This window comes from Candidatus Rickettsia colombianensi, assembly GCF_003664375.1.
Lineage (GTDB): Bacteria > Pseudomonadota > Alphaproteobacteria > Rickettsiales > Rickettsiaceae > Rickettsia > Rickettsia tamurae.
On the sequence record NZ_RAQN01000013.1, the window covers coordinates 70,483 to 90,718 of the forward strand.

The following is a 20,236-nucleotide window of genomic DNA, read 5'->3' on the forward strand; positions in this document are numbered from 1 at the left end:
ATAGTTTTTTGGTTTTTCCATTGTCACCCCGTGGCTTGACCACGGGGTCCAGTATTTTTAACTTATTTTACTGGATGCCGTGATCAAGTCACGGCATGACACAGTAGGCTTTTACGAAATTTTCTAAAAATGCTTTTAGTTTCTGCTCGGTTTCTTCGGTTATACGTTGCTCATTTTTTATTGATTCCAAAATATCTTTTTTATTTAACCTTATCTCCGTAAGCATTTTATCTTCAAATTCTTTTACTTTCTGAAGCGGTACATCATTTAAATATTTCTTAGTCCCGACATAAATACTTACTATTTGTTCTTCTACCGGAAAAGGATGATATTGAGCTTGTTTTAATATCTCAACTAATCTTTTACCGTGATCGATTTGTGCTTTAGTGGCAGGGTCTAGATCTGATCCAAATTGCGAGAAAGACTCAAGCTCTCTAAATTGAGCAAGTTCTAGCTTTACCGAACCTGCTACCTGCTTCATAGCCTTTATTTGTGCCGCAGAACCAACACGGCTTACCGAAATGCCGACATTAACGGCAGGTCTTACGCCTTTATAAAATAGCTCGCTTTCTAAGAAAATTTGACCGTCGGTAATTGAAATAACATTTGTTGGGATATATGCGGATACGTCACCTGCTTGCGTCTCAATTATAGGAAGAGCAGTAAGTGAACCGCTGCCTTTTTCCTCTGACATTTTAGCAGCTCGCTCAAGCAATCTTGAATGCAGGTAGAACACGTCACCGGGATACGCTTCTCGCCCGGGAGGTCTTCTAAGTAATAATGAGATTTGTCTATATGCAATGGCATGCTTACTTAAATCATCATAAATAATAAGTGCGTGCATGCCGTTATCACGAAAATATTCACCCATGCTACAGGCAGAATAAGGGGCAATGAATTGAAGAGCCGCAGCTTCTGATGCAGTAGCCGAAACAACGATTGTATAGTCCATGGCTCCGGCATCTTCTAATTTCTTTACTATCTGTGCAACACTTGATCTTTTCTGCCCAATAGCTACATAAATACAATAAATTTTATCACTTTCATTAGTAAGTGGATGGGCTTGTTTTTGATTGATAATAGTATCGACGGCTACAGCTGTTTTTCCGGTTTGCCTATCACCGATTATTAACTCTCTTTGCCCTCTACCTATTGGGATTAACGAATCTATAGCCTTTATTCCGGTTTGTACGGGTTCGCTTACGCTCGTTCTTTCTATTATTCCCGGAGCCTTCATCTCGATATGTCTGTACTCTTTACTTGCAATATCGCCTTTGCCGTCAATAGGATTACCTAGAGCATCAACAACACGACCAAGCAAAGCTTTTCCTACCGGTACTTCTAAAACTTCTTTAGTTCTTTTGACATTATCGCCTTGCTGTACTTGGTTATCATCCCCCATAATTACAGCACCGACTCTATCATTCTCCAAATTTAAAACAAGACCCTTAACACCGGATTTAAATTCTACCACTTCACCGGATTTTACATTAGCAAGACCGTAAATTTTGGCTATACCATCACCGACGGTTATTACCTGCCCTATTTCCTCAAGCTCACTTAAGCAATTAATATTAGCTATTTCCTTTTGTAATATTTCAGCTACTTCAATAGGCTTTAGTTTCATGTGGTTTACGTCTCCTAATTTTCTTGTCATTGCGAACGAGCATTACCCATGTGGATACTAAGTCGTCATTGCGAGCAGCCGTAGGCTGCGTGGTAATCTCATAAAATATCCTGAGATTGCTTCGTCAATTACTTCGTAATTTCCTCACAATGACTATATAAATATCTATGCAGCAATATTAACTTTCTTTAAAGCTTTCGTTATTTTCTCTAAACTACCTTTTATTGAGTAATCTTGCAACATACTATCATATTTAATTACAATACCTCCAATAATAGTACTATCTATATCAAATAATATTTCTGTTTTTTGATTTAATGCTTTTTCTATACGAGATTTAATCCACTCCTGCTCTTTAGGTTGTAACTTATTTGCAGAAATAACCTGAACTATCTTTATATTTTTACTTCCATATAGTAAAGTATTATAAGCATCTACTATATTAGATAAAATAGCAGTACGAGAATTTTTTACCAATAACAATAAAAAATTTTGTACTATTGTGCTAATTTTAATATTTTTTGCTAACGAATTGACTACGTTAATTTTGTCGTTCTTATTTACTATAGGAGAAAATAGGAACTCTCTAATATCAAAATTATCGGTAATTATACGGTTTATAGAAGTAATTTCTTCAAAGATCTTATCTTGTATATTATCAACCATAGCGTTATTAAATAACGCTACTGCATAATTCTCGATTAAATTACCTTTGTTCATTTTTTTAATTATATTTAAATATGTATTGCTCTATCATAAGCGGCGAGTACTGATTCATGCATCATTTCCGATAAAGTCGGATGCGGGAAGATAGTGTTAATTAAATCCAACTCCGTTCCTTCTAAATTTTTTGAAACCACATATCCTTGTATTAATTCTGTAACTTCTGAACCTATCATATGAGCTCCGAACAACTCTCCCGTCTTAGCATCAAATATAGTTTTAATTAAACCATCACTATCACCGCTTACTAAAGCCTTACCGTTAGCTATAAAAGGAAATCTGCCTATTTTAAGCTCATAACCTAAGGTTTTTGCTGCTTCTTCAGTCAAACCGACGCTTGCTATTTGCGGCGAAGAATAAGTGCAACCGGGAATATTATGTTTATTAATAACATGCGGTTTTAAGCCCGCTATGCTTTCCGCTGCAATAATACCTTCATGGCTTGCTTTATGAGCTAAACAAGGCACTCCTGCTACATCGCCTATAGCATAAATTCCTGATTCCGCAGTTTGCATTAACCCGTTAGTAGTTATATAGCCGTTTTCTACTTTAATTTTTGTTTTCTCAAGACCTAAATTTTCCGTATTAGCTGTAATACCTACTGCCATAAGTAAAATTTCAGCTTGTAATTTTTGTATTTTACCTGCTAACTCTAACTCAACTTCTATCGTATCTTTTGTTTTTGTTTGCTTAATTAACTTAGCATTTGTAATAATTTTTATACCTTTCTTCTCAAAGCTCTTATGAGCGATTCCGGCAATTTCCGTATCTTCAGCCGGCAATATTCTATTATGTACCTCAATTACGGTAACATCCACACCGATACTATTATAAAATGAAGCGAATTCTATACCTATTGCACCTGAGCCGACAATAATCATAGATTTCGGCACATGGTGTGGTATCATAGCTTCCTTAGACGTCCAAATTTGTTTACCGTCAGGCTCAAAGCCTTTTAAAACCCTAGATCTTGCTCCGGTAGCTATAATAATATTTTCTGCTTTTACTGTAGGTTTATCATTTATATTTATTACCTTATTTCCTGCAAGACTTGCTACTCCGTCTATCACGGTAACTTTGTTTTTTTTCAGTAGTAACTTAACACCGCCTGCAAGCTTATTTGAAATCTCTCTTGAGTGTTCGACTATTTTCTTAATGTTGATTTCAGCACCTTTAGCATCAATTCCATAATCTTTAGCATGTTTTATATATTCAAAAACCTCAGCAGATTTAAGCAGGGATTTAGTCGGTATACATCCCCAATTAAGGCACACCCCTCCTAAATGTTCTTTTTCTATTAATACAACTTTTTTCTTTAATTGTGCTGCTCTAATTGCTGCAACATATCCACCTGGACCACCGCCTATAACGACTACATCGTATTGTTCCATTTTATTTTTATTTTGTTAGTTTGTTTGTTATGAGCATTAACGTCATTGCGAGGAGATGCGTAGCATCGACTCAGCAATCTCAGGAATCATACACTATCTCCTGAGATTGCCACGCTCCTTTCAGTCGCTCGCAATGACGAAGGAAATGACACTAGAGTATACTACTCTTCAGCATCCATCTGTTTTTTTCATGCACTTTAATTCGTCCAATAATCATATCGGCTGTACCCTCATCGCCCTCTGCTTGTGCTACTTTGAGTCCATTATATAATGTATCTCTAATAATATCTTGATCTTTTGTTAGACTTTTAAGCATTTCATTTGCTGTTGCGTTTGGATTTGCCTCATCTATAGATGCAAGTTTTATTAAATCTGATAATGCGGGGACTTTAGCACCTAAACTTCTTATTCTTTCAGCAAGCTCATCTAAGCTTTCAGCTAAATCTTCATACTGCCCCTCAAATAATAAATGTAGACTTCTAAACTCTGCTCCTTCTACATTCCAATGATAATTTTGTGTTTTAAAATATAAAGCATAACTATCTGCTAAAATTTGTTCTAAAGCTTTTACTACTTGCATAATACCCTCAAATTTCTATGAACTTTTTGATTTTATAACATTTCTTTAGATACTTCAAGCGATATTGAAATTTATATAATTTCACCTAATTGCAATGATTATATATTAATTATTAATTTTTGTTAATAATTTCTTGACTATCAAATTAAGTACTGCTTATTATGCCCTTCAATTTTAAAAATCCAAAAGAATAGCAAAATGATACATCAATTAACTTCATTTTTAACCACTGTGGCAAGAATTACTACAGCAAGAGCAACAATTGGAGACCAAGAATATGCTTCAAATAGGATATAACGGAGAAAATTATTATAAGATTCTACTACAAAAAATTTAATTGTATCGAATTGTCCTAAAAACAATATGGCAACGATGGAGTGTAGCAAAGGAATTGAATTATTAACTAGCGATATCATGAACCTAATATTTAGAGGGTTTTTCAAAGTAAAGAAAGCGCTAACTATAGACGAGGCTATTATTACTGCAGTTAATGATAATGGAGATGGTATACGAGATTATATATTTAAAAAACAAGGTGATAATACTTTTGTGTATGAGGAAGCATTGATGAAAATATGTCAAGAAAATTTTCGTTATTATTCTGATCCACAAAATTATACTAAAATTTTAAACCCTACTATTGAGTATATACTTAATACTGCAGCAACTAATAACTCTATTACTATAGGGTAAAGGATGCGAAATATTTGAGGTACTTAAAGGAAATAATTTGAATGGAATTTCTTCAGAAATAAAGGATTTAATAGCTAACCCGATATCTAGCACTTCTAAGGTACTAGCACAATAGAAAACTTAGTAGAACTCATAACAAAAGACTTACCTGAAATAGCATCTAAAATATGATTAATAACACAATAACAAGCCCTACTGCCAAAATTTCTGAATCAATCTTTTCCAATAACACTGAAAGTTGGACTGAAACGGGAATAAATTTAATTAATAACACCGTAGCAAACCTTACTAATACTGATTTCAATACAACTTACAACTCTCAAGAAAATATGTTTGATTAGAGTGATAACGATAATTCCTTAGTTGCTCCATATATAAGCATTGGCACAGCTGTAGTTGCCTCCATCGCTGTTATAATAGGTGCAGGAATAACTTGGTATGTTAGAAATAAAAACGCAAAAAAAAGCTAAATTAAAACAATATATTGATGAAATTGAAGCTGAAAAACTTGCTGCTGAAATTAATGAAGATGTTACTACTGAAAATAACACTCTACTTGATAATGATCATACTGTGGTAGATATGACCGGAATCTCCTATTAAGAAGAAGGTACTTTAGTATAGATAACTTAGAGTATTGCTTTTTAATCAACAACCAATAGCAAATTCACTGTTGGTTGTTCCTCGAAAATAAAAATTGAGATTTAGTTCAATTCTTTTAGCTTTTCTTTCGCTGCTTCTTTCTTTAGAACGTCGTCCTGCATAAGGAATCATAAGTTTTATTATCTGCAATGAAATGTATAAAGAAAACTGTTCTGTCATTTTTTTGTAGCCAACCTATAAACCATCCGATTTTACGATCCTTTAATTTTACAGTTCTATCTTGGCTAAGTTTATTACCGCTGCCTGTTTTACCGTAAAGCTTCCAACCATATACAAAATCTTCAATAAACAAAATATTTTTAGTCATTTCTTGGGCTTTAACACTTACAGGCAATTTATTCTCTGCTAGTTTTTGAAGAAAAGCTAATTGTTCTTCCGGTGAAATTTCTAAAGAACTAAAAAGCCATGCATTAGTTAAACCGTTATTCTTTCCTTTATCTTCTGAAATATCACGATTACCATAATCAAATTTTGTTACATAATCACGGAATTTTTCAATACCTAATTCTTTGGTAATAACCTGAGAATACCAAACACAGCTATTCTTCATCCAATCTTTAGGTGTTTGGGATTGTTTCCAACTTCAAGATAGTCAGCATATCCTTCTTTAAAAGGTAATTTTGGATGAGTTTCATCAATTAAAAACCCATCATCATAACCCATTAAACTTATAGCAATTTTAAATGTTGAGCATGGAGCATAACGAGACTCGCAATTACCTTCCCGTTTAATAAATTTATCATTTTCTTTAACTAAAAAACAATCCGCTTGAGTTAATATTAGGGCAGTTAGGTGTAAAATAATTTTTTTCATATAATTAAAATTCCAAATAAATGAATAAGTAGGTAGGTAGCTTTGTTGTATGGATCAAAAAATGTATTTAGTGTCATCCCGTGGCTTGACCACGGGGTCCAGAAAACAACTTAAAATAATAATTTTAGTATTTTAAACTGGATCCCGCTACAAGCTTGCAGGATGACAGAGGGAAATATTGATCCACGCAACAATGCTGTACGAGAATGACATCCGCTTAAACTAAGTGTATACAATTTAATAAATTTCTTGAGACTGATCTTCCTTACTCGATACATAATCAAAAATATCATTATTATCGATCATATCTTCATTCTCAAGCATCTGAAAATTATTGACTTTAAATGCTTCTATAACCGTGCCGCTTGGCGTAATTTTACCGGTTGCTCTATCTACTGCTAATAATTTTATTGAATCAGGGACTTTGAAAGGCAGCGACGGTTCATCCTTATAAGCATTACTCATAAAATCAATAAAAATCGGCAATACTACGTTTGAACCTGTTGCTCTTTTTCCAAGCTCTTTCGGTGTATCATAGCCAACATAACTACCAACTACTATCTTGGGCGTAAAACCTACAAACCATGTATCTTTACTATCGTTACTAGTACCGGTTTTTCCACCGATAATTTTCCCTAGCTTCTTTGCAGCATAACTGGTACCTCTATATATTGCTCCGGTTAAAAACGAAGTAATTTGATAATCACTAGCTTCATCCGTAACTCTATAGATATATTCTTTCGGTATTTCTAATATTGCGGTATCTAAATTGCTATCTGAAACATTACAAGAAAGACATTCTCTATCATCTCGCCTATAAATAATTTTACCGTTACGGTCTTTAATTAATTCTACAAAATGAGGCTCAACTTTTTTACCGCCGTTAGCAATAATTGCATAAGCATTAGTCATTCTGCTAAGTGTGGTTTCAATTGAACCAAGTACCATAGAGTAAACTTTTTTCGGTTCATTATTAATACCGAATCGCTTAATTATATCAACGATTTTCGTAAGCCCTACAGCAGTCGCAACTCTTACGGTTATGAGATTACGAGATTTTTCAAGCCCGGTACGCATAGTGATTTCACCTAAAAACTTACCTTCATAATTTTTAGGACGCCAGCTAGGCATACCCGGACCTTGCAAAATCTCAATAGGTCCATCGTTAAAAATCTGATTCGGCTTAACACCGTTTTCAAGGGCTGCTAAATAAACAAAGGTTTTACTCAAAGAACCCGGTTGACGAAGTGCTTGAGTTACTCTATCAAATTTACTTGTGGAAAAATCATACCCCCCGACGCTTGCAAGTACCTGTCCGGTATTTGGGTTCATAACCATAATAGCCCCATTTACTTCAGGAATCTGACGAAGAGCATACCCCTCTTTTATAGCCTCAACCACTAGCACGTCACCTTTTTTAAGCAAAGCCTTAACTGATTTAAGGTTACTTCTTGCCCATTTCATTTCAGCAATAGGAATTTTAGATTTGCTGCCGTCTATAAGTCCAATCTCTGCATGGTTATTGGTCACATCTAGAACTATAGCTAATTTATACTCTAAAAGCGATTGAGGTGTAGGTAATTTTTTAAACTCTTCTTGCCAATTATCAAGAGAAATATTGGCAATAGGTTTTCTAAAACCACGCTTCCTATCAAACTCCCTAAGTCCTTTTCTTAGAGAGTTTTCGGCTAATTGCTGAATCTTTGCATCTAAAGAAGTAATAATAGTAAGACCTCCTGTATAAAATTCCTCTTTACTATTTAGCATCTTAATTACTTCTTCTCGCACCTGCTCGGCATAATAATCAGCCGTAACAGTTTCTTCTTTAGCTCGTTTACGTAAAACTATCGGGCTATCCATAGCTTCTTTCGCAGCATCTCTTGTTATATAACCATCTTCAAACATACGCATTATTACGTAATCACGACGAGCTTTTACTCTAGCGTAGTTTCTCTCCGGATTAAGTTTGGAAGGGGCTTTAGGCAGTGCCGCAATAAAAGCTGATTCTGCAATGGTAAGTTCCTCTACGGATTTATTAAAATAATTTTGTGCAGCTGCCGCAACACCGTATGCACCGAGACCAAAGAATGTTTGATTAAGATATAATTCTAAGATTTGATCCTTAGTAAATACTCTTGAAATCATATAAGAAAGAATCGCTTCTTTAATCTTACGTTCAAGAGAAACCTCGTTAGTTAGCAGAAAATTTTTAACCACTTGCTGAGTAATGGTAGATGCTCCTGCCATACGCCTATGATGTAAATAATTAGATATATTTAAAAATGCCGCTCTAACTATTCCAAGCAAATCAACACCGGGATGGTTATAGAAATTCTTATCCTCAGCTGCAATAAAACTTTCTATTAGCGAACTCGGTACGCTATTAATCGGTACAAATACACGACGTTCAAAAGCGTACTCCTCCATTAATTTGCCGTCACGGGAATAAATACGCGTTACCGACGGTGGATAATAACGTGCAAGCCGTGAGTAATCAGGCAAATCACGTGAATAGTGATATATTATATAAGCAGTAATCCCACAACCTACTAAAATAAGGAATGCAAAAATTTTTAAACAAAAAAATAGAGATTTATACATGACTTATAATATTTCGCCGGTTAAACTATTAAGTGAAGCCTTAGTAATTTTTACATCAATGATTTTACCAAGTAAAGATTTATTAGGGTTTTGGATATATACGGACTGCATGTATGGAGTTTTACCTATTATCTGGTCGTCGAATTTACCATCGCGATCAAATAGAACTTTCATAGTACTACCAACACAACTTTCATTAAAAGCTAGTTGCTGAGCCATAAGTTCTTTTTGCAATATAGTTAATCTCTCTGATTTTATATGTTCAGGTATTTGATTGGTTCTAGTTGCACCAGGTGTGCCGGGACGTGGGCTATATTTAAACGAATAGCACTGACCGTATTTTACTCTGCGGACCAAATCTAAAGTATCCTCAAAATCTTCATCTGTTTCACCGGGAAAACCGACAATAAAATCAGAGGATAAAACTATATCGGGTCTTGCTTCTCTTAAGCGATTAATTATATCAAAATAATATTCCCGATCATGTTTGCGGTTCATGGCTTTTAATATTTTATTTGAACCTGACTGCACCGGTAGATGTAGAAACGGCATTAATTTAGGTTCGGTGCCGTGTAGTTTTATTAGATCATCATTCATATCTATCGGGTGTGAGGTGGTATAACGTAATCTCTCTAAATTTGGAATTTGTGCTAGATGTTTGAGTAAATCGGCTAGACTAAATATTTTATCTGCAGGACCTTTACCGTGATATGCATTGACATTTTGTCCAAGTAACATAATTTCTTTAGCACCGCTACTAACCACTTTTAGTGCTTCTCTGTAAACTTGCTCTACATTCCTTGAAAATTCAGCACCTCTTGTGTAAGGCACTACACAGAAAGTACAAAATTTATCGCACCCTTCCTGTACCGATATAAAGGCACTTGTTCCTTGCGGATATAATTGCTCAGGTAACTGATCAAATTTTGCTTCTTCAACAAAATCAAGATCGATTAAGCGCTTTTCGTGTCTAACGACTTTTGAGATTAATTCCGGTAGGTTATAATAAGATTGCGGACCAACAACAATATCAACATAAGGAGTTCTTGTGAAAATCTCTTCACCTTCCGCCTGTGCAACACAACCGGCTACAACTATTATTGCAGAGTTTAAGCCTTGTTTTTTTCTGGTATCTTGTATTTTCTTAATACGACCGAGTTCAGAATAAGTTTTCTCGGCTGCTTTCTCTCTGATATGACAGGTATTTAAAATAATAACATCAGCATCTTCAATATTTTCCGTGGGTTCATAGCCAAAGGGATAAAGCAAATCCTGCATCTTAACGGAGTCATAAACATTCATCTGACATCCGTAGGTCTTAATATAAAGCTTCTTACTCATAAAATTTTTAATATTATAAATTAAGTTCTATACTATATTTAGATAATTTTATCAAATTTTAAATAAACCGAAAGCACTATCCATCTGCTTTTCTTAACTTAATTAATTCATCTACTAGAGAAATTTTTTCTCCTGTAGTATCTATATAATCTTGCACTTTTGCTTGTAATTTTGCTAAAGCTTGATTTGAAGTAGTAGTACAAATCATACTTTCTTTTTTATGAGCCTTATCTTTTATTTTCTTTTTTACCATATTAATAATACTTGTATAATGAATGTTATTTTTACCTTATTTTTAATAAGGATAAAAGTACCATATTATTTTTTATTTATAAATTCAGTTAAGCTTTAAACTAACATCTTGACGTATTAATTTTATCCATGTAAATTTAACATCCAATGTTAAATTTACATGGATAATGATTGAGCGTTTTTTAGCAAAAGATATTAAATCTTTTTTAAATGAGTTTTCAGCATAGCTTTCTTAGTGCTTCGGATAATAGTAGTATGAATTGGTTGCAATCTTTTATCATGACTTATTTAGAACGTGAAATACCGCAACTCGGCTATAATATATCTACAGAAGTTTTACGTAGAACATGGACTATATTTGCTCATTGTCAAGGCAATTTACTAAATGCTAGCAAAATAGCAGCAAGCCTTGGGATATCAGTCCCTACTATAATGAGATATATCGATCTCTTTGAGGATTTATTCCTTATAAGATTGCTAAGACCTTGGTCTAGTAACGTAAAGAAGCGATTAGTCAAAGCTCCCAAACTATATATTCGTGATAGCGGTATCCTACATGCATTATTAAGTCTTATGATGAACTACTCGGACATTACATTCTCGGAGGAAGTTTTGAAGGATTTGTAATAGAAAATATTTTATCTACAGTTAAAAATAAAATGAATAGTTGGTTTTATAGAACTGCCGGAAAGGCAGAGGTAGATTTAATACTAGAATCAAGCATAAATAATCTTACGGCAATTGAAATTAAAAGATCCCTTACTCCTTCTATATCAAAAGGTTTCTATAATGCATTGCAAGATTTAAAACCAAAGAAAGCTTATATAGTATACCCGGGAAAGGATAAATATTATCTTAATTCACAAGTTGAAGTAGTTCCTTTGCATTATCTTCTTGATCTATTAAAAACAGAGCTGTAATAGCTGCATAATTTAGGTTTTGTTGCATGGCTCGAAGAACCCACTCGATGTCATTCCCGCGAGGCATTGTTGCGTGGATCGTCTTTTCCGTCATTGCGAGGAATTTACGTAAGTAATTGACGAAGCAATCCAGTAAAAAATTCTGATTTACAGAATTTTTTTGTTATTTTTTCTGGATTGCCACGCTCCTTGCAGTCGCTCGCAATGACGACTCGGTATCCAGGCAGGCAATGCTGAGCTAAGAATGACCCTAGCCTACTACTGATTAATTCTTGCTGTACAGATTCTTTCGGTGATTTCTTTTAATTTTTCTATTCTTTCAATAAGATAAAGTAGTTGTTCTTTTGTAATTTTATAATTTTTATCATATCTTGCGTCAACATAAGCTTTTTGTAGTAATTTAAAACATTCCTCTTGCTCCGGCATTGCCATAGGAAATACCTGCAATAGCTCAATATGATATTTTCTTACTCTACTTTTTTATATCATGCAATTTAGGTTTATAGTTAGAAAAAACTAATAAAATAGTACTGTAAAAACTTTCGGTAGCTTGATGAAGTGAAAAGGCTGATAAAGCATACTCCAAATCGTTTAAATAAGTAGTTGCCCCTTTTAAAAAACCTTTACCTCTACCAAACCAATAATCATAATTATCTTTAGCAATTTCTTTCATTTCACTCCAAGGCAAATCTTTAGCTTCACTAAGTGTAAATTCACCACTATCGTATAAAAGAATACCTTTTTTTTTAATATCGGTGAAAAAATAACGTCCTTTTTCTAACTGCCTATTTACCTCCTCTATTGACTCAAGAATTATTGATATCTCTGAATCGTATGGGATAATGTAATCTTTTACTACTCCCATTTTTTCTAGTCTTTTACTAGTCTTATATATATATCATCTTCTAGCCTTAAAGCAGCCTGCCCTTTATATTTACCTTTTTTTAGAATTACCAAAATATCAGTATCACCATGATAACCATTGAGTAGATCACGCACCCAGTCACCCCTAGCAAAAGAGCCCTATAAGCTAATCATAGCAATTTTATCTCTTGCGACACCTAAAATTTGGCCTACAATATAACTAATCTTTGCTCTAACTCTGAACGTTCGGGGAATACAGTCTTCATTTAAATATCTACATTTTAGCTTTTTTATTTCTTCTATTGTAAGCTTAGTATATCGTGCTATTTTCTCTATAGGTTCGTTCTCTATTAGCATTTCTTTTGCTGTTTCAATTTTTTCCTCAGCTTTTCCTTCAACCTTTCCTGCAGCTTTACCCTTAACTTCGCCCTCTTTAAATTTTTCTTCAAACTTGTCTATTTCTTGTTGTATAGCCATTGCAGCTCTAAAATAATCATCATACTCCTGTTCTGTCCATTTATATTGCTCTAAACTTGCATATGCCGATAACACAATTTCATTTTTAATCTCTTTTGGCGGTTCTTGTTCTTGCAAAGCATATTTTAATAAATGCAACCATTCATCTGTATCATCTTTAAAATCATTTTTTTAAATTTTCCTAGTTCAATAAATACATAAGTTAATGAAAACAAATATTGTTTATGAGTATTGCTTTCTTTTATATGATGATATCTAATATACAGCATCATCAGGCAAAGCTTTTGTTCCTATGATAGAAATTATTATTACTACCGGCAATAAATCCCTATGTTTCATACCTTTCTTAATTTGATTAATGTAGGTATAACAACCGTAAAGCTGCGTTCTATTAAGATAATCTTTCTCCATTTTCGCTGCATCTCGATTATATACCATCTACCAGTTTCATCTTTAACTTTTAGATCGAATAAACTTCTTTTCCCTTCAAGAAATAAAGGCAATTGTTCAGTAGTTATATAGCTTAAACCTATGATTCTATTTCCTTTCGATAACCTAAGAAGAGAGTTCAGTAAATTTATTAATTTTACTTTATCACTAAATAATTTTTTAAATGCGACATCATTTGTACCGTCTAAATATCTTTGCATAAATAATTATATCTTTAGTAAGTTTTTATATATAGCAAATTTAGTCTCAAGTAGTAAGCAATTTTATTATTAAATGTTATAGTAAATTAATACCTATCATTATCATCATATACTCCCCAAATTACTTTCTTGGAAATCCAACCTGTGTAATCCTTACATGTAATTTGGCAGAATTGTTCTTTACATTTTTTTAAACCGCAGCGAACCTTGGGCATTAATTTTGCTATAACTCGGCTTTTAGGGTCTGCGGATTTGGTAAGTTCTATTTTCTTATCAGAAGTAATAACTACTGATCTTTTACCTGATAAGACGCTTGAATGTATCCAACCGCCTTCGCCGTTAATGTCACGTACTTGTCGCCATTGCTCGTATTCTGCAGTTATTTCTACCGGTTCGCCTTTTTTAACAAAAACCCATTCTACGGCAGATTTAGTAGTTGGTCCGCTTCTTGCATTTACTTCATTAGATTTTATTGAAACAAATCTCGGAATAGGCAATTTTTTATTATCGGCGTTAATTGTTGTTGATAATATTACAATAATTAAAGTAATAAGAATTTTAATCATTATATTCCGCTTCAGATAAAGCATCTTCTTTTTTTGCTATTATATAATTACCAAGCCTAAATTGTACTTTTATTCTATTAACTTCCTGCTCGCTAATACCTATATTTTTTAGGACTGTTCCACCGATTTGTAATCCAGTCTCATAACTTTCCGGAATAATAGTTGTGGCGCCTAAATCATAAAACTCTCTAGCATTTTTTAAATTTTTTAACTTAACGACAACCGGTATATCCTGATAATTACCGCTAATTGTTTTAAGCGATTTCTTAATAGTTACTTGATTATTCATAGTAAGTATTATAGCAAATGCTCTTTCCGTACCTAATGCCTTTAGAGTATCGGCTTGCGATACATCACCTTTAAAAACCGGTAAACCGTTTGATAGCTCTTCTTTGACTCTATCATCATCTAAATCAAGTATTACGTAACTTATACCTTCTGCTTCCAAAACTCTTGCTACCATTTTACCGGTATTACCGAGTCCGGCAATAATAATATGGTTTGTTAAATCTCTTGCACCAAGCTCAATCATTTGAGTCGGAGTTTTACCTAGTCCTTTATCAACTTTCTCGGCAATCTTTTTCCCTAAAGCTGCGAGTAATGGAGTAAGTGCCATAGTAAAAGTAACTACGAGTAATAATATATCGGCAGTACTTTCTTCTAATACTCCGCTATCTTTACCTAAACTGAATAATATAAAAGCAAACTCTCCGCCTTGCGATAATAATAAGCCTGAATAAAAAGCAACTCCTTTATTAAAACCAAATAAAATACAAAAAGCCGTTATGATTAAGGTTTTTATACCTATTAAAGCAATAGATAAAGTAAGAATATGAGATATTTTTTCATACATTTCTAGGGCATCGATATTCATACCGACGGTCATGAAAAACAATCCTAAAAATAAACTTTTAAAAGGATAAATACTTTCTTCTGCCTGCAATCTAAATTCAGTTTCCGCAACTAATACTCCGGCAACAAATGCTCCTAGAGCTAAAGACAAACCAAATGTTTCAGTAGCCCAAGCAGCAGAAAGTACTATTAACAAAGTCATCGAAATAGGTAACTCGCTTGCATTATTACTTTCTGATGAAATGAATGAAAATACAGGACGAAGAAAAACACGACCAACAATAAATATTGTAAGTAAGGCCGTTACGGCTTTTAAGAGTGCAATACCAAGAGCCGCTGCAAGCGAGGCTTTATTGTTACCGGCAAGTAACGGAACTATCACAAGCAATGGAACTACGGCCAAATCTTGCAGTAATAGAATAGCTAAAGAAACTCTTCCTATTTGCGTTGATTGACTACGATTTTCCTCAATAACCTGCATAACAAGTGCCGTAGATGAAAGGGCCAGACCACCGCCGGTAATGATAGCCGCACTACTATTACCGTCTATAAGTACCATTGCACCGGCAATTACTATAGCAGTCGTTAAAACTTGCAAACTACCGAGACCAAAGACATATCGTCTCATAGCTTTTAATCGCTCGAAGGATAACTCAAGACCTATTGCAAATAATAGAAATACTACACCAAGTTCACCTAGTAACTTAGTTTGGTCATATGTTACGATTTTTAAACCGTGATCACCTATTGCAGCTCCCGCAATTAAGTAACCAAGTACTGGACTTAATCTAAGACGCTTAAGTATAGCCACGATAAAAACCGCAGTACCGAGTAAAATTATAACGTTAATAAGAATATGATCGTTCATTTTTTCCAAATTTCTTCTAGCTTAAAATGCTCCCGTACTTCAGGATAAAAAATATTAATTAAAATAGTACCTGCATCTATTAGTACCCACTCTGATTTACCAAGCCCCTCAATATTACTATTTACACCGGCATTATTTTTTAATTCTAAAGCTACATATTCGGCAATTGCTCCAACATTTTTAGTCGAACGACCGCTAGCAAATATAATATAATCGGCTAATTTATGTTTTCCTGTTAAATCAATTACCTCAATATCTTCTGCTTTTTTCTCACTCAAACATTCTAAGATAAATAATTTTAATTCTTCAGCTTCTTTTTTCATAATAATTAATAAATGACATAATAATATTAATTATTATATGCATAAGAGTAGAGTTTATCAATGAATGTTTAAAATTCTATAATAAAAATTCATATAAAGCTTTACTTTAACCCAAAAAAACTTTAATTAATATTTAGACTTTTATATCTAAAAAGTGATAAAATAATGGCAATATCTGCAGAAGAGCTAAAAAAAATACTTAAGGAATCCTTCCCAAACAGTATAATAAAAATTACTGATTTAGTAGGAGATCAAGACCATTATGCATTAGAAATATTAGATGTTCAATTTAATGGACTTTCTTTAATTAATCAACATAAATTAGTAAAAAATGCCTTATCTGAAATATTAAATACAAAACTACATGCAATTACCATAAAAACTATCGCAGTTCCTGAAAAATAATTACAAATACTAATATAATAAATTTTACATAAATTCAACTTATTATTTAATTAAGTTTTATACTTACTTAGCATTAAGATTATAATTTTTCTGATAAAACCAAATTTTAAATTAACTTTTGCATTGGTCAACAATATGTTGACTTCTATTCTTACATAGAGTATATTATAATTTAATCTATTCTCATTTCTAAATGCAATATAAACTCAGCTTTTCTAAAACAGCTTTAAAAAATTTACTCAAAATTTCTACAAACAAAAGAAAAGCTATATTAGAAAAATTAGAACAACTAAAGCTAAATCCTTATAAGGAAAATAATAATATCAAGAAATTAATAGGACACGATGGTTATAGATTAAGGATTGGGGACTATAGAATTATATATAGAATAAATAAAGGAAAGTTAGAAATTCTAGGAATTAATGTTGATGTTAGAGGAGAGGTATATAAATGAGTAATAAACATATAATAGAATATCAAGGAAAGCCTGCTTTTGTTGTTATACCTTTTAATGAATATCAGGAACTTATCAATAAAAAACAATGTATTACCGATGAAACATTATACACTGAAGCTATAGCCAAAAATGAGGAATATTTTCCTGAAGAATTAGTACAAAAAATCCTGGACGGTGAAAATCCTATTAAAGTTTATCGTGAATATAGAGGGTTATCTCAAGAACAATTAGCTATTAAAATTGATAAAACTAAGCAATATATATCATCTATTGAAAAAGGATTACGAAAAGGCACAATAGATACATTAAAAAAACTAAGTACCGTTCTAAATGTTGATTTAGATATGTTATAGTTCATTAAATTATTACTAATAGCAAATTACTTATGTAATTTGCTATTAGTAAGTGGATTTTTAGAAGTTTACTTTAAGTCTTAGCGTACCAGATTGAGCATGGTATTTTTTAGCTAAGTTCAACCTGTAATGTACTCCGTACTCCATTCTGCCTTTCTTAAGTACTACCCCTGCTCCTAAATCATACAGCATTTATTTTAGTAGGTTTAGGTGACGGTACCGGTAGAGGCTCATTAAGACCGTTAAGATCTGCAATGATTGCCGGTGTTTTACCTTTAAAGTCGTAATTAATAAAGGCATGAGAACTTGCGGTCTAATTATGAACTCATCCTTATAGAAAGTTGTTTTAATTTCACCGCCGAGTATACCCTCAACCTTATTATATTGACGCTTCTGAATAGTTAGATTTTGGAAAGAAGTACCGTATTCCTGATAACCGGAATCTTTAATCTTAGTAAGTCTTAAACCTGCCATCGGTGCAAATGAAGTTTCTTTCCATAGATAATTATAACCCCCAACTACTTGACCGCTATAAGAAGTTGAATGATACTTACCGTGTGCCGTTTCATAACCACCTATACTATAATATTACGTAGTTCATTAGTTTTAATATCGCTTCGTGAATAGGTAGTTACGCCTTCTACAAACCAGTTATTTATAAAGTTATATAAACTGTATATAGAACCCATGTTAGTTCCGACCTTAGTAGTATTACCGGCTTTAGCATTTTGGTAACGTAACTTCGTATCGACTCTAGTATAAGCAGCACCAAGAACTATATTATCGTTTATAACGGTATCGACCCCGATTGAACCACCGGTAGATTTAGCTTTATAACCGCTAAGTCCGTTAAAGGCTTTTTGTACCGCTTTGCCGTAATATGGGCTAACCCATACTCCGTAAACGGAATTATTAGCGTTACCTTCATCGAGTTCACTGTTTGTCCTCCAGCTGGTGCTTCTATAATCAATTGTGAGTATATTAACCGTACCTCCTAAGGCAAAATTTCCTGGAACGGTAACCGTAAACTCTCCGTCGACCGGACCTACAACATTACCTATATTAATTGTTGCAAGTGTTCCGATACTCGCATTAGTAGCAAGAAGGTTAGTATAAACGTCTAATATACCATTATTAGCCTGAAGAACCGGACTTACAAAAGTATAAGGATTTATGCCTACAGCACCGTTAAATTGAAGTCTAGCTGCTGCATTGTTATAATCAACTCCTGCTGTTGCAGTTAATGTTCCTCCTACTACAGCTATCCCATCACTAGTAAAATTAAAGTTATTAACTGTAACATTACCTCCCAAATCAACAGCTGTAGTATTATCGCCTTAAATATTTAATATATTAATCGCATTATTGGCTCCTATATTTCCGGTAACCGTACTACCACCAGCAAAATTTAATGTATTATTTCCTCCGGCTACGGAATTAATTATATTCCCACCGGCAGCTATTGTTACTTGTGCGGCAGTACCTTTAAAATCTATATCAGAAATTACGCTTTTTTGAAAGCGTGTTAACGAGTTGTGCGTAAATTGTACTAACCCTACATTTCCTGTATCAATTCCCGTTTCCCAATCTAAACCATAAGGGGTGTCACCTCCAACAAGAGGCTGATACTAGTTTCCTATCTGAATAGTTTGTGCAAAGATAGTTCCTGTAATTGTAACCAGATTTTGATTTAGAAGTTGTCCCGGCTCATCGGCTATCCCATCGGTACTAAATATGCTAAGCCTTTTTGTTCCCCCTGTTCCGTTGCCACTACCTGCATCAAGTGCAATTTCTCGTTTACCAGAAGCCACGTGTACTCCTAATTGACCCCATAAATCCTGTGCCGGAATTAGTTTCACAGTAACTATAAATTTTGCTTCATTTTTTGATTCATTACTTACTATATAACTAGAATTTGAGCCGGAAAAATTGATATTTTTTGTAGGTTGTATATCTACAACTTCATTTCCTGGGGAGTAAACTGAAGTATCGGTTGCAAGATTATATCTTGATCCATTAAGGTTACCAATATTAATAGCATTCGCTTTATTCCAATTTGGATTTTTAACAACGAATGGCGTATTAGTAGCTATTGTAAGATTATTTTGACCCTGAACATCAGTTATAATAGTGTGTTCATCCAAGTAAACGGTAGGATCAGCAGGAGCAACAACTGTAGAAGCAATAGTCAACGTACTAACAGTGTTGTTAAAATTCATATTATTAACGTAATAAGTGTTACCTGTTAAAGTTAAAGCCGCCCCGTTATTAGGACAATCGATATTTAGTCCACTTCCGACACCATTAGATGTAACATTACCGAGATTTATTGCGGTATTGGCCGGTACAGTCATAACTGCGTTATTATTGGCACCTATATTTAAAGAGCCAATTGAAACATTAGCAGTGAAATTAAATACTCATCCAAGTGCTAAATCATCCCCTGGGGCAAAAGGCGTTCCACCATCAAGGTTAAAGCCTGTGGATAACACAACATTTGGACCTATGACGGTTCAAACCCCGAGTGCACTTGTGCTAGCAAACATCACTGCCGCAGTTGATGCGAACATGCTTTTTTTATTAAATTTTTTAGAGTATTTTTTCGTTGACTTGACATAACATCTCCTAAATTTGGACTTAATTTTCTAAATTATAAATTCGAGACTAGTATTCATTAACAAATATAAATTTTATGTATTTTTGGAAGATTTTTAAAAATCTTTAGTAAAATGATATTAAGATAAAAATTCTTAACATTTTTGTTATGTTGCACTTTTAAAAAAAGTTAATAATAAAATTAAATTTTTATTCAGGTCT

General features: G+C 33.4%; 28 protein-coding genes and 4 pseudogenes. 10 read left to right on the plus strand and 22 right to left on the minus strand.

Translation table 11 applies throughout. The annotated features are described in order from the left end of the window. Positions 1 to 88: 88 nt before the first annotated feature. The 4 genes from atpA to D6968_RS04575 form a co-directional block, all read right to left on the minus strand. On the minus strand, positions 89 to 1,627 hold the full coding sequence (atpA, locus tag D6968_RS04555; RefSeq protein WP_121543729.1) for a F0F1 ATP synthase subunit alpha: 1,539 nt from the start codon (positions 1,625 to 1,627) through the stop codon (positions 89 to 91). Between the two features lie 165 nt (positions 1,628 to 1,792). Then, the gene (gene atpH, locus D6968_RS04560; RefSeq protein WP_121543731.1) at positions 1,793 to 2,347 is read right to left on the minus strand and encodes an ATP synthase F1 subunit delta; all 555 of its coding nucleotides are present in this window, start codon (positions 2,345 to 2,347) and stop codon (positions 1,793 to 1,795) included. Positions 2,348 to 2,361: 14 nt separating this feature from the next. After that, positions 2,362 to 3,741 carry a dihydrolipoyl dehydrogenase gene (lpdA, locus tag D6968_RS04565; RefSeq protein ID WP_121543733.1) on the minus strand — a complete coding sequence of 460 codons (1,380 nt, stop codon included), beginning with the start codon at positions 3,739 to 3,741 and terminating at the stop codon, positions 2,362 to 2,364. A 151-nt stretch (positions 3,742 to 3,892) separates the two neighbouring features. Further along, positions 3,893 to 4,321, minus strand: coding sequence for a Dps family protein (locus tag D6968_RS04575; RefSeq protein ID WP_121543735.1), 429 nt, complete (start codon positions 4,319 to 4,321; stop codon positions 3,893 to 3,895). A 372-nt stretch (positions 4,322 to 4,693) separates the two neighbouring features. On the opposite strand from D6968_RS04575, the gene D6968_RS06095 reads away from it, so the two are divergent. The 3 genes from D6968_RS06095 to D6968_RS05350 all read left to right on the plus strand — a co-directional run bounded on the left by D6968_RS06095 (position 4,694) and on the right by D6968_RS05350 (position 5,617). Further along, a complete protein-coding gene (locus D6968_RS06095; protein ID WP_245969328.1) occupies positions 4,694 to 5,014 on the plus strand; it encodes a hypothetical protein in 321 nt (106 codons plus the stop codon). Between the two features lie 167 nt (positions 5,015 to 5,181). Then, entirely contained in the window at positions 5,182 to 5,355 is a 174-nt protein-coding gene (locus D6968_RS06100; RefSeq protein ID WP_245969329.1) for a hypothetical protein, read from the plus strand. 97 nt (positions 5,356 to 5,452) lie between these two features. Continuing rightward, entirely contained in the window at positions 5,453 to 5,617 is a 165-nt protein-coding gene (locus tag D6968_RS05350; protein WP_177717340.1) for a hypothetical protein, read from the plus strand. A 101-nt stretch (positions 5,618 to 5,718) separates the two neighbouring features. Here D6968_RS05350 and D6968_RS06105 read toward each other — a convergent pair. Both D6968_RS06105 and D6968_RS06310 read right to left on the minus strand, forming a co-directional pair. Continuing rightward, positions 5,719 to 6,227 (minus strand): annotated as a pseudogene (locus tag D6968_RS06105) (penicillin-binding transpeptidase domain-containing protein). Further along, entirely contained in the window at positions 6,224 to 6,490 is a 267-nt protein-coding gene (locus D6968_RS06310) for a penicillin-binding transpeptidase domain-containing protein (protein WP_281269450.1), read from the minus strand. Before D6968_RS06310 ends, D6968_RS06105 begins: the two are co-directional and overlap by 4 nt. Before the next feature lie 45 nt (positions 6,491 to 6,535). Between D6968_RS06310 and D6968_RS06695 the strand changes: the two are divergent. After that, positions 6,536 to 6,601, plus strand: a pseudogene (locus tag D6968_RS06695) (permease); the annotation flags it as partial. A 126-nt stretch (positions 6,602 to 6,727) separates the two neighbouring features. Here the strand turns inward: D6968_RS06695 and D6968_RS04595 are convergent. From D6968_RS04595 to D6968_RS05355, 3 genes are all read right to left on the minus strand, one after another. Beyond that, positions 6,728 to 9,091 carry a penicillin-binding protein 1A gene (locus tag D6968_RS04595; protein WP_121543737.1) on the minus strand — a complete coding sequence of 788 codons (2,364 nt, stop codon included), beginning with the start codon at positions 9,089 to 9,091 and terminating at the stop codon, positions 6,728 to 6,730. 3 nt (positions 9,092 to 9,094) lie between these two features. Further along, complete coding sequence (gene miaB / locus D6968_RS04600; RefSeq protein WP_121543739.1) at positions 9,095 to 10,432, minus strand: tRNA (N6-isopentenyl adenosine(37)-C2)-methylthiotransferase MiaB; 1,338 nt, start codon at positions 10,430 to 10,432, stop codon at positions 9,095 to 9,097. Positions 10,433 to 10,508: 76 nt separating this feature from the next. Further along, positions 10,509 to 10,685, minus strand: coding sequence for a hypothetical protein (locus D6968_RS05355; RefSeq protein ID WP_177717343.1), 177 nt, complete (start codon positions 10,683 to 10,685; stop codon positions 10,509 to 10,511). Positions 10,686 to 10,963: 278 nt separating this feature from the next. On the opposite strand from D6968_RS05355, the pseudogene D6968_RS06565 reads away from it, so the two are divergent. Next, positions 10,964 to 11,604: pseudogene (locus D6968_RS06565) on the plus strand (ATP-binding protein). Between the two features lie 107 nt (positions 11,605 to 11,711). On the opposite strand, the pseudogene D6968_RS04615 reads toward D6968_RS06565, so the two are convergent. From D6968_RS04615 to rsfS, 9 genes and pseudogenes are all read right to left on the minus strand, one after another. Beyond that, positions 11,712 to 11,835 (minus strand): annotated as a pseudogene (locus D6968_RS04615) (zinc ABC transporter substrate-binding protein); the annotation flags it as partial. Between the two features lie 27 nt (positions 11,836 to 11,862). Beyond that, positions 11,863 to 12,051: a HEPN domain-containing protein gene (locus D6968_RS06115; RefSeq protein ID WP_245969330.1), complete on the minus strand. Its 189-nt coding sequence runs from the start codon at positions 12,049 to 12,051 to the stop codon at positions 11,863 to 11,865. Positions 12,052 to 12,076: 25 nt separating this feature from the next. After that, on the minus strand, positions 12,077 to 12,469 hold the full coding sequence (locus tag D6968_RS06120) for a HEPN domain-containing protein (protein WP_245969331.1): 393 nt from the start codon (positions 12,467 to 12,469) through the stop codon (positions 12,077 to 12,079). 5 nt (positions 12,470 to 12,474) lie between these two features. Beyond that, entirely contained in the window at positions 12,475 to 12,603 is a 129-nt protein-coding gene (locus D6968_RS06325; RefSeq protein WP_281269451.1) for a hypothetical protein, read from the minus strand. A 24-nt stretch (positions 12,604 to 12,627) separates the two neighbouring features. Beyond that, positions 12,628 to 13,083 carry a hypothetical protein gene (locus D6968_RS05360; protein ID WP_177717317.1) on the minus strand — a complete coding sequence of 152 codons (456 nt, stop codon included), beginning with the start codon at positions 13,081 to 13,083 and terminating at the stop codon, positions 12,628 to 12,630. A gap of 197 nt (positions 13,084 to 13,280) precedes the next feature. Next, positions 13,281 to 13,595, minus strand: coding sequence for an Rpn family recombination-promoting nuclease/putative transposase (locus D6968_RS04625; protein ID WP_245969332.1), 315 nt, complete (start codon positions 13,593 to 13,595; stop codon positions 13,281 to 13,283). 86 nt (positions 13,596 to 13,681) lie between these two features. Continuing rightward, entirely contained in the window at positions 13,682 to 14,161 is a 480-nt protein-coding gene (locus tag D6968_RS04630; protein WP_121543745.1) for an SH3 domain-containing protein, read from the minus strand. After that, complete coding sequence (locus tag D6968_RS04635) at positions 14,154 to 15,881, minus strand: monovalent cation:proton antiporter-2 (CPA2) family protein (protein ID WP_121543747.1); 1,728 nt, start codon at positions 15,879 to 15,881, stop codon at positions 14,154 to 14,156. Before D6968_RS04635 ends, D6968_RS04630 begins: the two co-directional genes overlap by 8 nt. Further along, positions 15,878 to 16,204: a ribosome silencing factor gene (gene rsfS / locus D6968_RS04640; protein ID WP_121543749.1), complete on the minus strand. Its 327-nt coding sequence runs from the start codon at positions 16,202 to 16,204 to the stop codon at positions 15,878 to 15,880. The genes D6968_RS04635 and rsfS overlap by 4 nt, the downstream gene beginning before the upstream one ends. A 165-nt stretch (positions 16,205 to 16,369) precedes the next feature. Here rsfS and D6968_RS04645 point away from each other — a divergent pair, with 165 nt between their 5' ends. The 3 genes from D6968_RS04645 (at position 16,370) to D6968_RS04655 (ending at position 17,419) form a co-directional block, all read left to right on the plus strand. Continuing rightward, positions 16,370 to 16,609, plus strand: a complete 240-nt coding sequence (locus D6968_RS04645; protein WP_121543751.1) for a BolA/IbaG family iron-sulfur metabolism protein — start codon at positions 16,370 to 16,372, stop codon at positions 16,607 to 16,609. Positions 16,610 to 16,802: 193 nt separating this feature from the next. Then, positions 16,803 to 17,063: a type II toxin-antitoxin system RelE family toxin gene (locus D6968_RS04650; protein WP_121543753.1), complete on the plus strand. Its 261-nt coding sequence runs from the start codon at positions 16,803 to 16,805 to the stop codon at positions 17,061 to 17,063. Continuing rightward, positions 17,060 to 17,419 carry a helix-turn-helix domain-containing protein gene (locus D6968_RS04655; protein WP_121543755.1) on the plus strand — a complete coding sequence of 120 codons (360 nt, stop codon included), beginning with the start codon at positions 17,060 to 17,062 and terminating at the stop codon, positions 17,417 to 17,419. The genes D6968_RS04650 and D6968_RS04655 overlap by 4 nt, the downstream gene beginning before the upstream one ends. 60 nt (positions 17,420 to 17,479) lie before the next feature. On the opposite strand, the gene D6968_RS06330 is transcribed toward D6968_RS04655, so the two are convergent. Genes D6968_RS06330 through D6968_RS06125 form a run of 3 tightly spaced genes read right to left on the minus strand, consistent with a single transcriptional unit; the run spans position 17,480 to position 18,732 of the window. Beyond that, positions 17,480 to 17,611, minus strand: a complete 132-nt coding sequence (locus D6968_RS06330; protein WP_281269452.1) for a hypothetical protein — start codon at positions 17,609 to 17,611, stop codon at positions 17,480 to 17,482. Continuing rightward, a complete protein-coding gene (locus D6968_RS06335; protein ID WP_121543757.1) occupies positions 17,612 to 17,998 on the minus strand; it encodes an autotransporter outer membrane beta-barrel domain-containing protein in 387 nt (128 codons plus the stop codon). Beyond that, positions 17,995 to 18,732, minus strand: a complete 738-nt coding sequence (locus D6968_RS06125; RefSeq protein WP_121543759.1) for an autotransporter outer membrane beta-barrel domain-containing protein — start codon at positions 18,730 to 18,732, stop codon at positions 17,995 to 17,997. Before D6968_RS06125 ends, D6968_RS06335 begins: the two co-directional genes overlap by 4 nt. 52 nt (positions 18,733 to 18,784) lie before the next feature. On the opposite strand from D6968_RS06125, the gene D6968_RS05365 reads away from it, so the two are divergent. Continuing rightward, positions 18,785 to 18,937, plus strand: coding sequence for a hypothetical protein (locus D6968_RS05365; protein WP_177717346.1), 153 nt, complete (start codon positions 18,785 to 18,787; stop codon positions 18,935 to 18,937). A gap of 110 nt (positions 18,938 to 19,047) precedes the next feature. Here the strand turns inward: D6968_RS05365 and D6968_RS06130 are convergent, their stop codons facing one another. Beyond that, positions 19,048 to 19,773, minus strand: a complete 726-nt coding sequence (locus D6968_RS06130; protein ID WP_245969333.1) for a hypothetical protein — start codon at positions 19,771 to 19,773, stop codon at positions 19,048 to 19,050. A gap of 13 nt (positions 19,774 to 19,786) precedes the next feature. On the opposite strand from D6968_RS06130, the gene D6968_RS04680 reads away from it, so the two are divergent. After that, the gene (locus D6968_RS04680) at positions 19,787 to 20,038 is read left to right on the plus strand and encodes a hypothetical protein (protein ID WP_121543761.1); all 252 of its coding nucleotides are present in this window, start codon (positions 19,787 to 19,789) and stop codon (positions 20,036 to 20,038) included. Positions 20,039 to 20,236 lie beyond the last annotated feature (198 nt).

Excerpts from the sequence above, each read along its gene's own strand:
- D6968_RS04650 (WP_121543753.1), top strand. The coding sequence starts at position 16,803 with ATGCAATATAAACTCAGCTTTTCTAAAACAGCTTTAAAAAATTTACTC.
- D6968_RS04595 (WP_121543737.1), bottom strand. The coding sequence starts at position 9,091 with ATGTATAAATCTCTATTTTTTTGTTTAAAAATTTTTGCATTCCTTATT.
- D6968_RS06100 (WP_245969329.1), top strand. The coding sequence starts at position 5,182 with ATGATTAATAACACAATAACAAGCCCTACTGCCAAAATTTCTGAATCA.
- atpA (WP_121543729.1), bottom strand. The coding sequence starts at position 1,627 with ATGAAACTAAAGCCTATTGAAGTAGCTGAAATATTACAAAAGGAAATA.
- D6968_RS05355 (WP_177717343.1), bottom strand. The coding sequence starts at position 10,685 with ATGGTAAAAAAGAAAATAAAAGATAAGGCTCATAAAAAAGAAAGTATG.
- D6968_RS06130 (WP_245969333.1), bottom strand. The coding sequence starts at position 19,773 with ATGACTGTACCGGCCAATACCGCAATAAATCTCGGTAATGTTACATCT.
- D6968_RS06310 (WP_281269450.1), bottom strand. The coding sequence starts at position 6,490 with ATGAAAAAAATTATTTTACACCTAACTGCCCTAATATTAACTCAAGCG.
- D6968_RS04655 (WP_121543755.1), top strand. The coding sequence starts at position 17,060 with ATGAGTAATAAACATATAATAGAATATCAAGGAAAGCCTGCTTTTGTT.
- D6968_RS06095 (WP_245969328.1), top strand. The coding sequence starts at position 4,694 with ATGGAGTGTAGCAAAGGAATTGAATTATTAACTAGCGATATCATGAAC.
- D6968_RS04630 (WP_121543745.1), bottom strand. The coding sequence starts at position 14,161 with ATGATTAAAATTCTTATTACTTTAATTATTGTAATATTATCAACAACA.
- D6968_RS06330 (WP_281269452.1), bottom strand. The coding sequence starts at position 17,611 with ATGCTGTATGATTTAGGAGCAGGGGTAGTACTTAAGAAAGGCAGAATG.
- D6968_RS04625 (WP_245969332.1), bottom strand. The coding sequence starts at position 13,595 with ATGCAAAGATATTTAGACGGTACAAATGATGTCGCATTTAAAAAATTA.
- D6968_RS05350 (WP_177717340.1), top strand. The coding sequence starts at position 5,453 with ATGTTAGAAATAAAAACGCAAAAAAAAGCTAAATTAAAACAATATATT.
- lpdA (WP_121543733.1), bottom strand. The coding sequence starts at position 3,741 with ATGGAACAATACGATGTAGTCGTTATAGGCGGTGGTCCAGGTGGATAT.
- D6968_RS04575 (WP_121543735.1), bottom strand. The coding sequence starts at position 4,321 with ATGCAAGTAGTAAAAGCTTTAGAACAAATTTTAGCAGATAGTTATGCT.
- atpH (WP_121543731.1), bottom strand. The coding sequence starts at position 2,347 with ATGAACAAAGGTAATTTAATCGAGAATTATGCAGTAGCGTTATTTAAT.
- rsfS (WP_121543749.1), bottom strand. The coding sequence starts at position 16,204 with ATGAAAAAAGAAGCTGAAGAATTAAAATTATTTATCTTAGAATGTTTG.
- D6968_RS04645 (WP_121543751.1), top strand. The coding sequence starts at position 16,370 with ATGGCAATATCTGCAGAAGAGCTAAAAAAAATACTTAAGGAATCCTTC.
- D6968_RS04635 (WP_121543747.1), bottom strand. The coding sequence starts at position 15,881 with ATGAACGATCATATTCTTATTAACGTTATAATTTTACTCGGTACTGCG.
- miaB (WP_121543739.1), bottom strand. The coding sequence starts at position 10,432 with ATGAGTAAGAAGCTTTATATTAAGACCTACGGATGTCAGATGAATGTT.
- D6968_RS06120 (WP_245969331.1), bottom strand. The coding sequence starts at position 12,469 with ATGGGAGTAGTAAAAGATTACATTATCCCATACGATTCAGAGATATCA.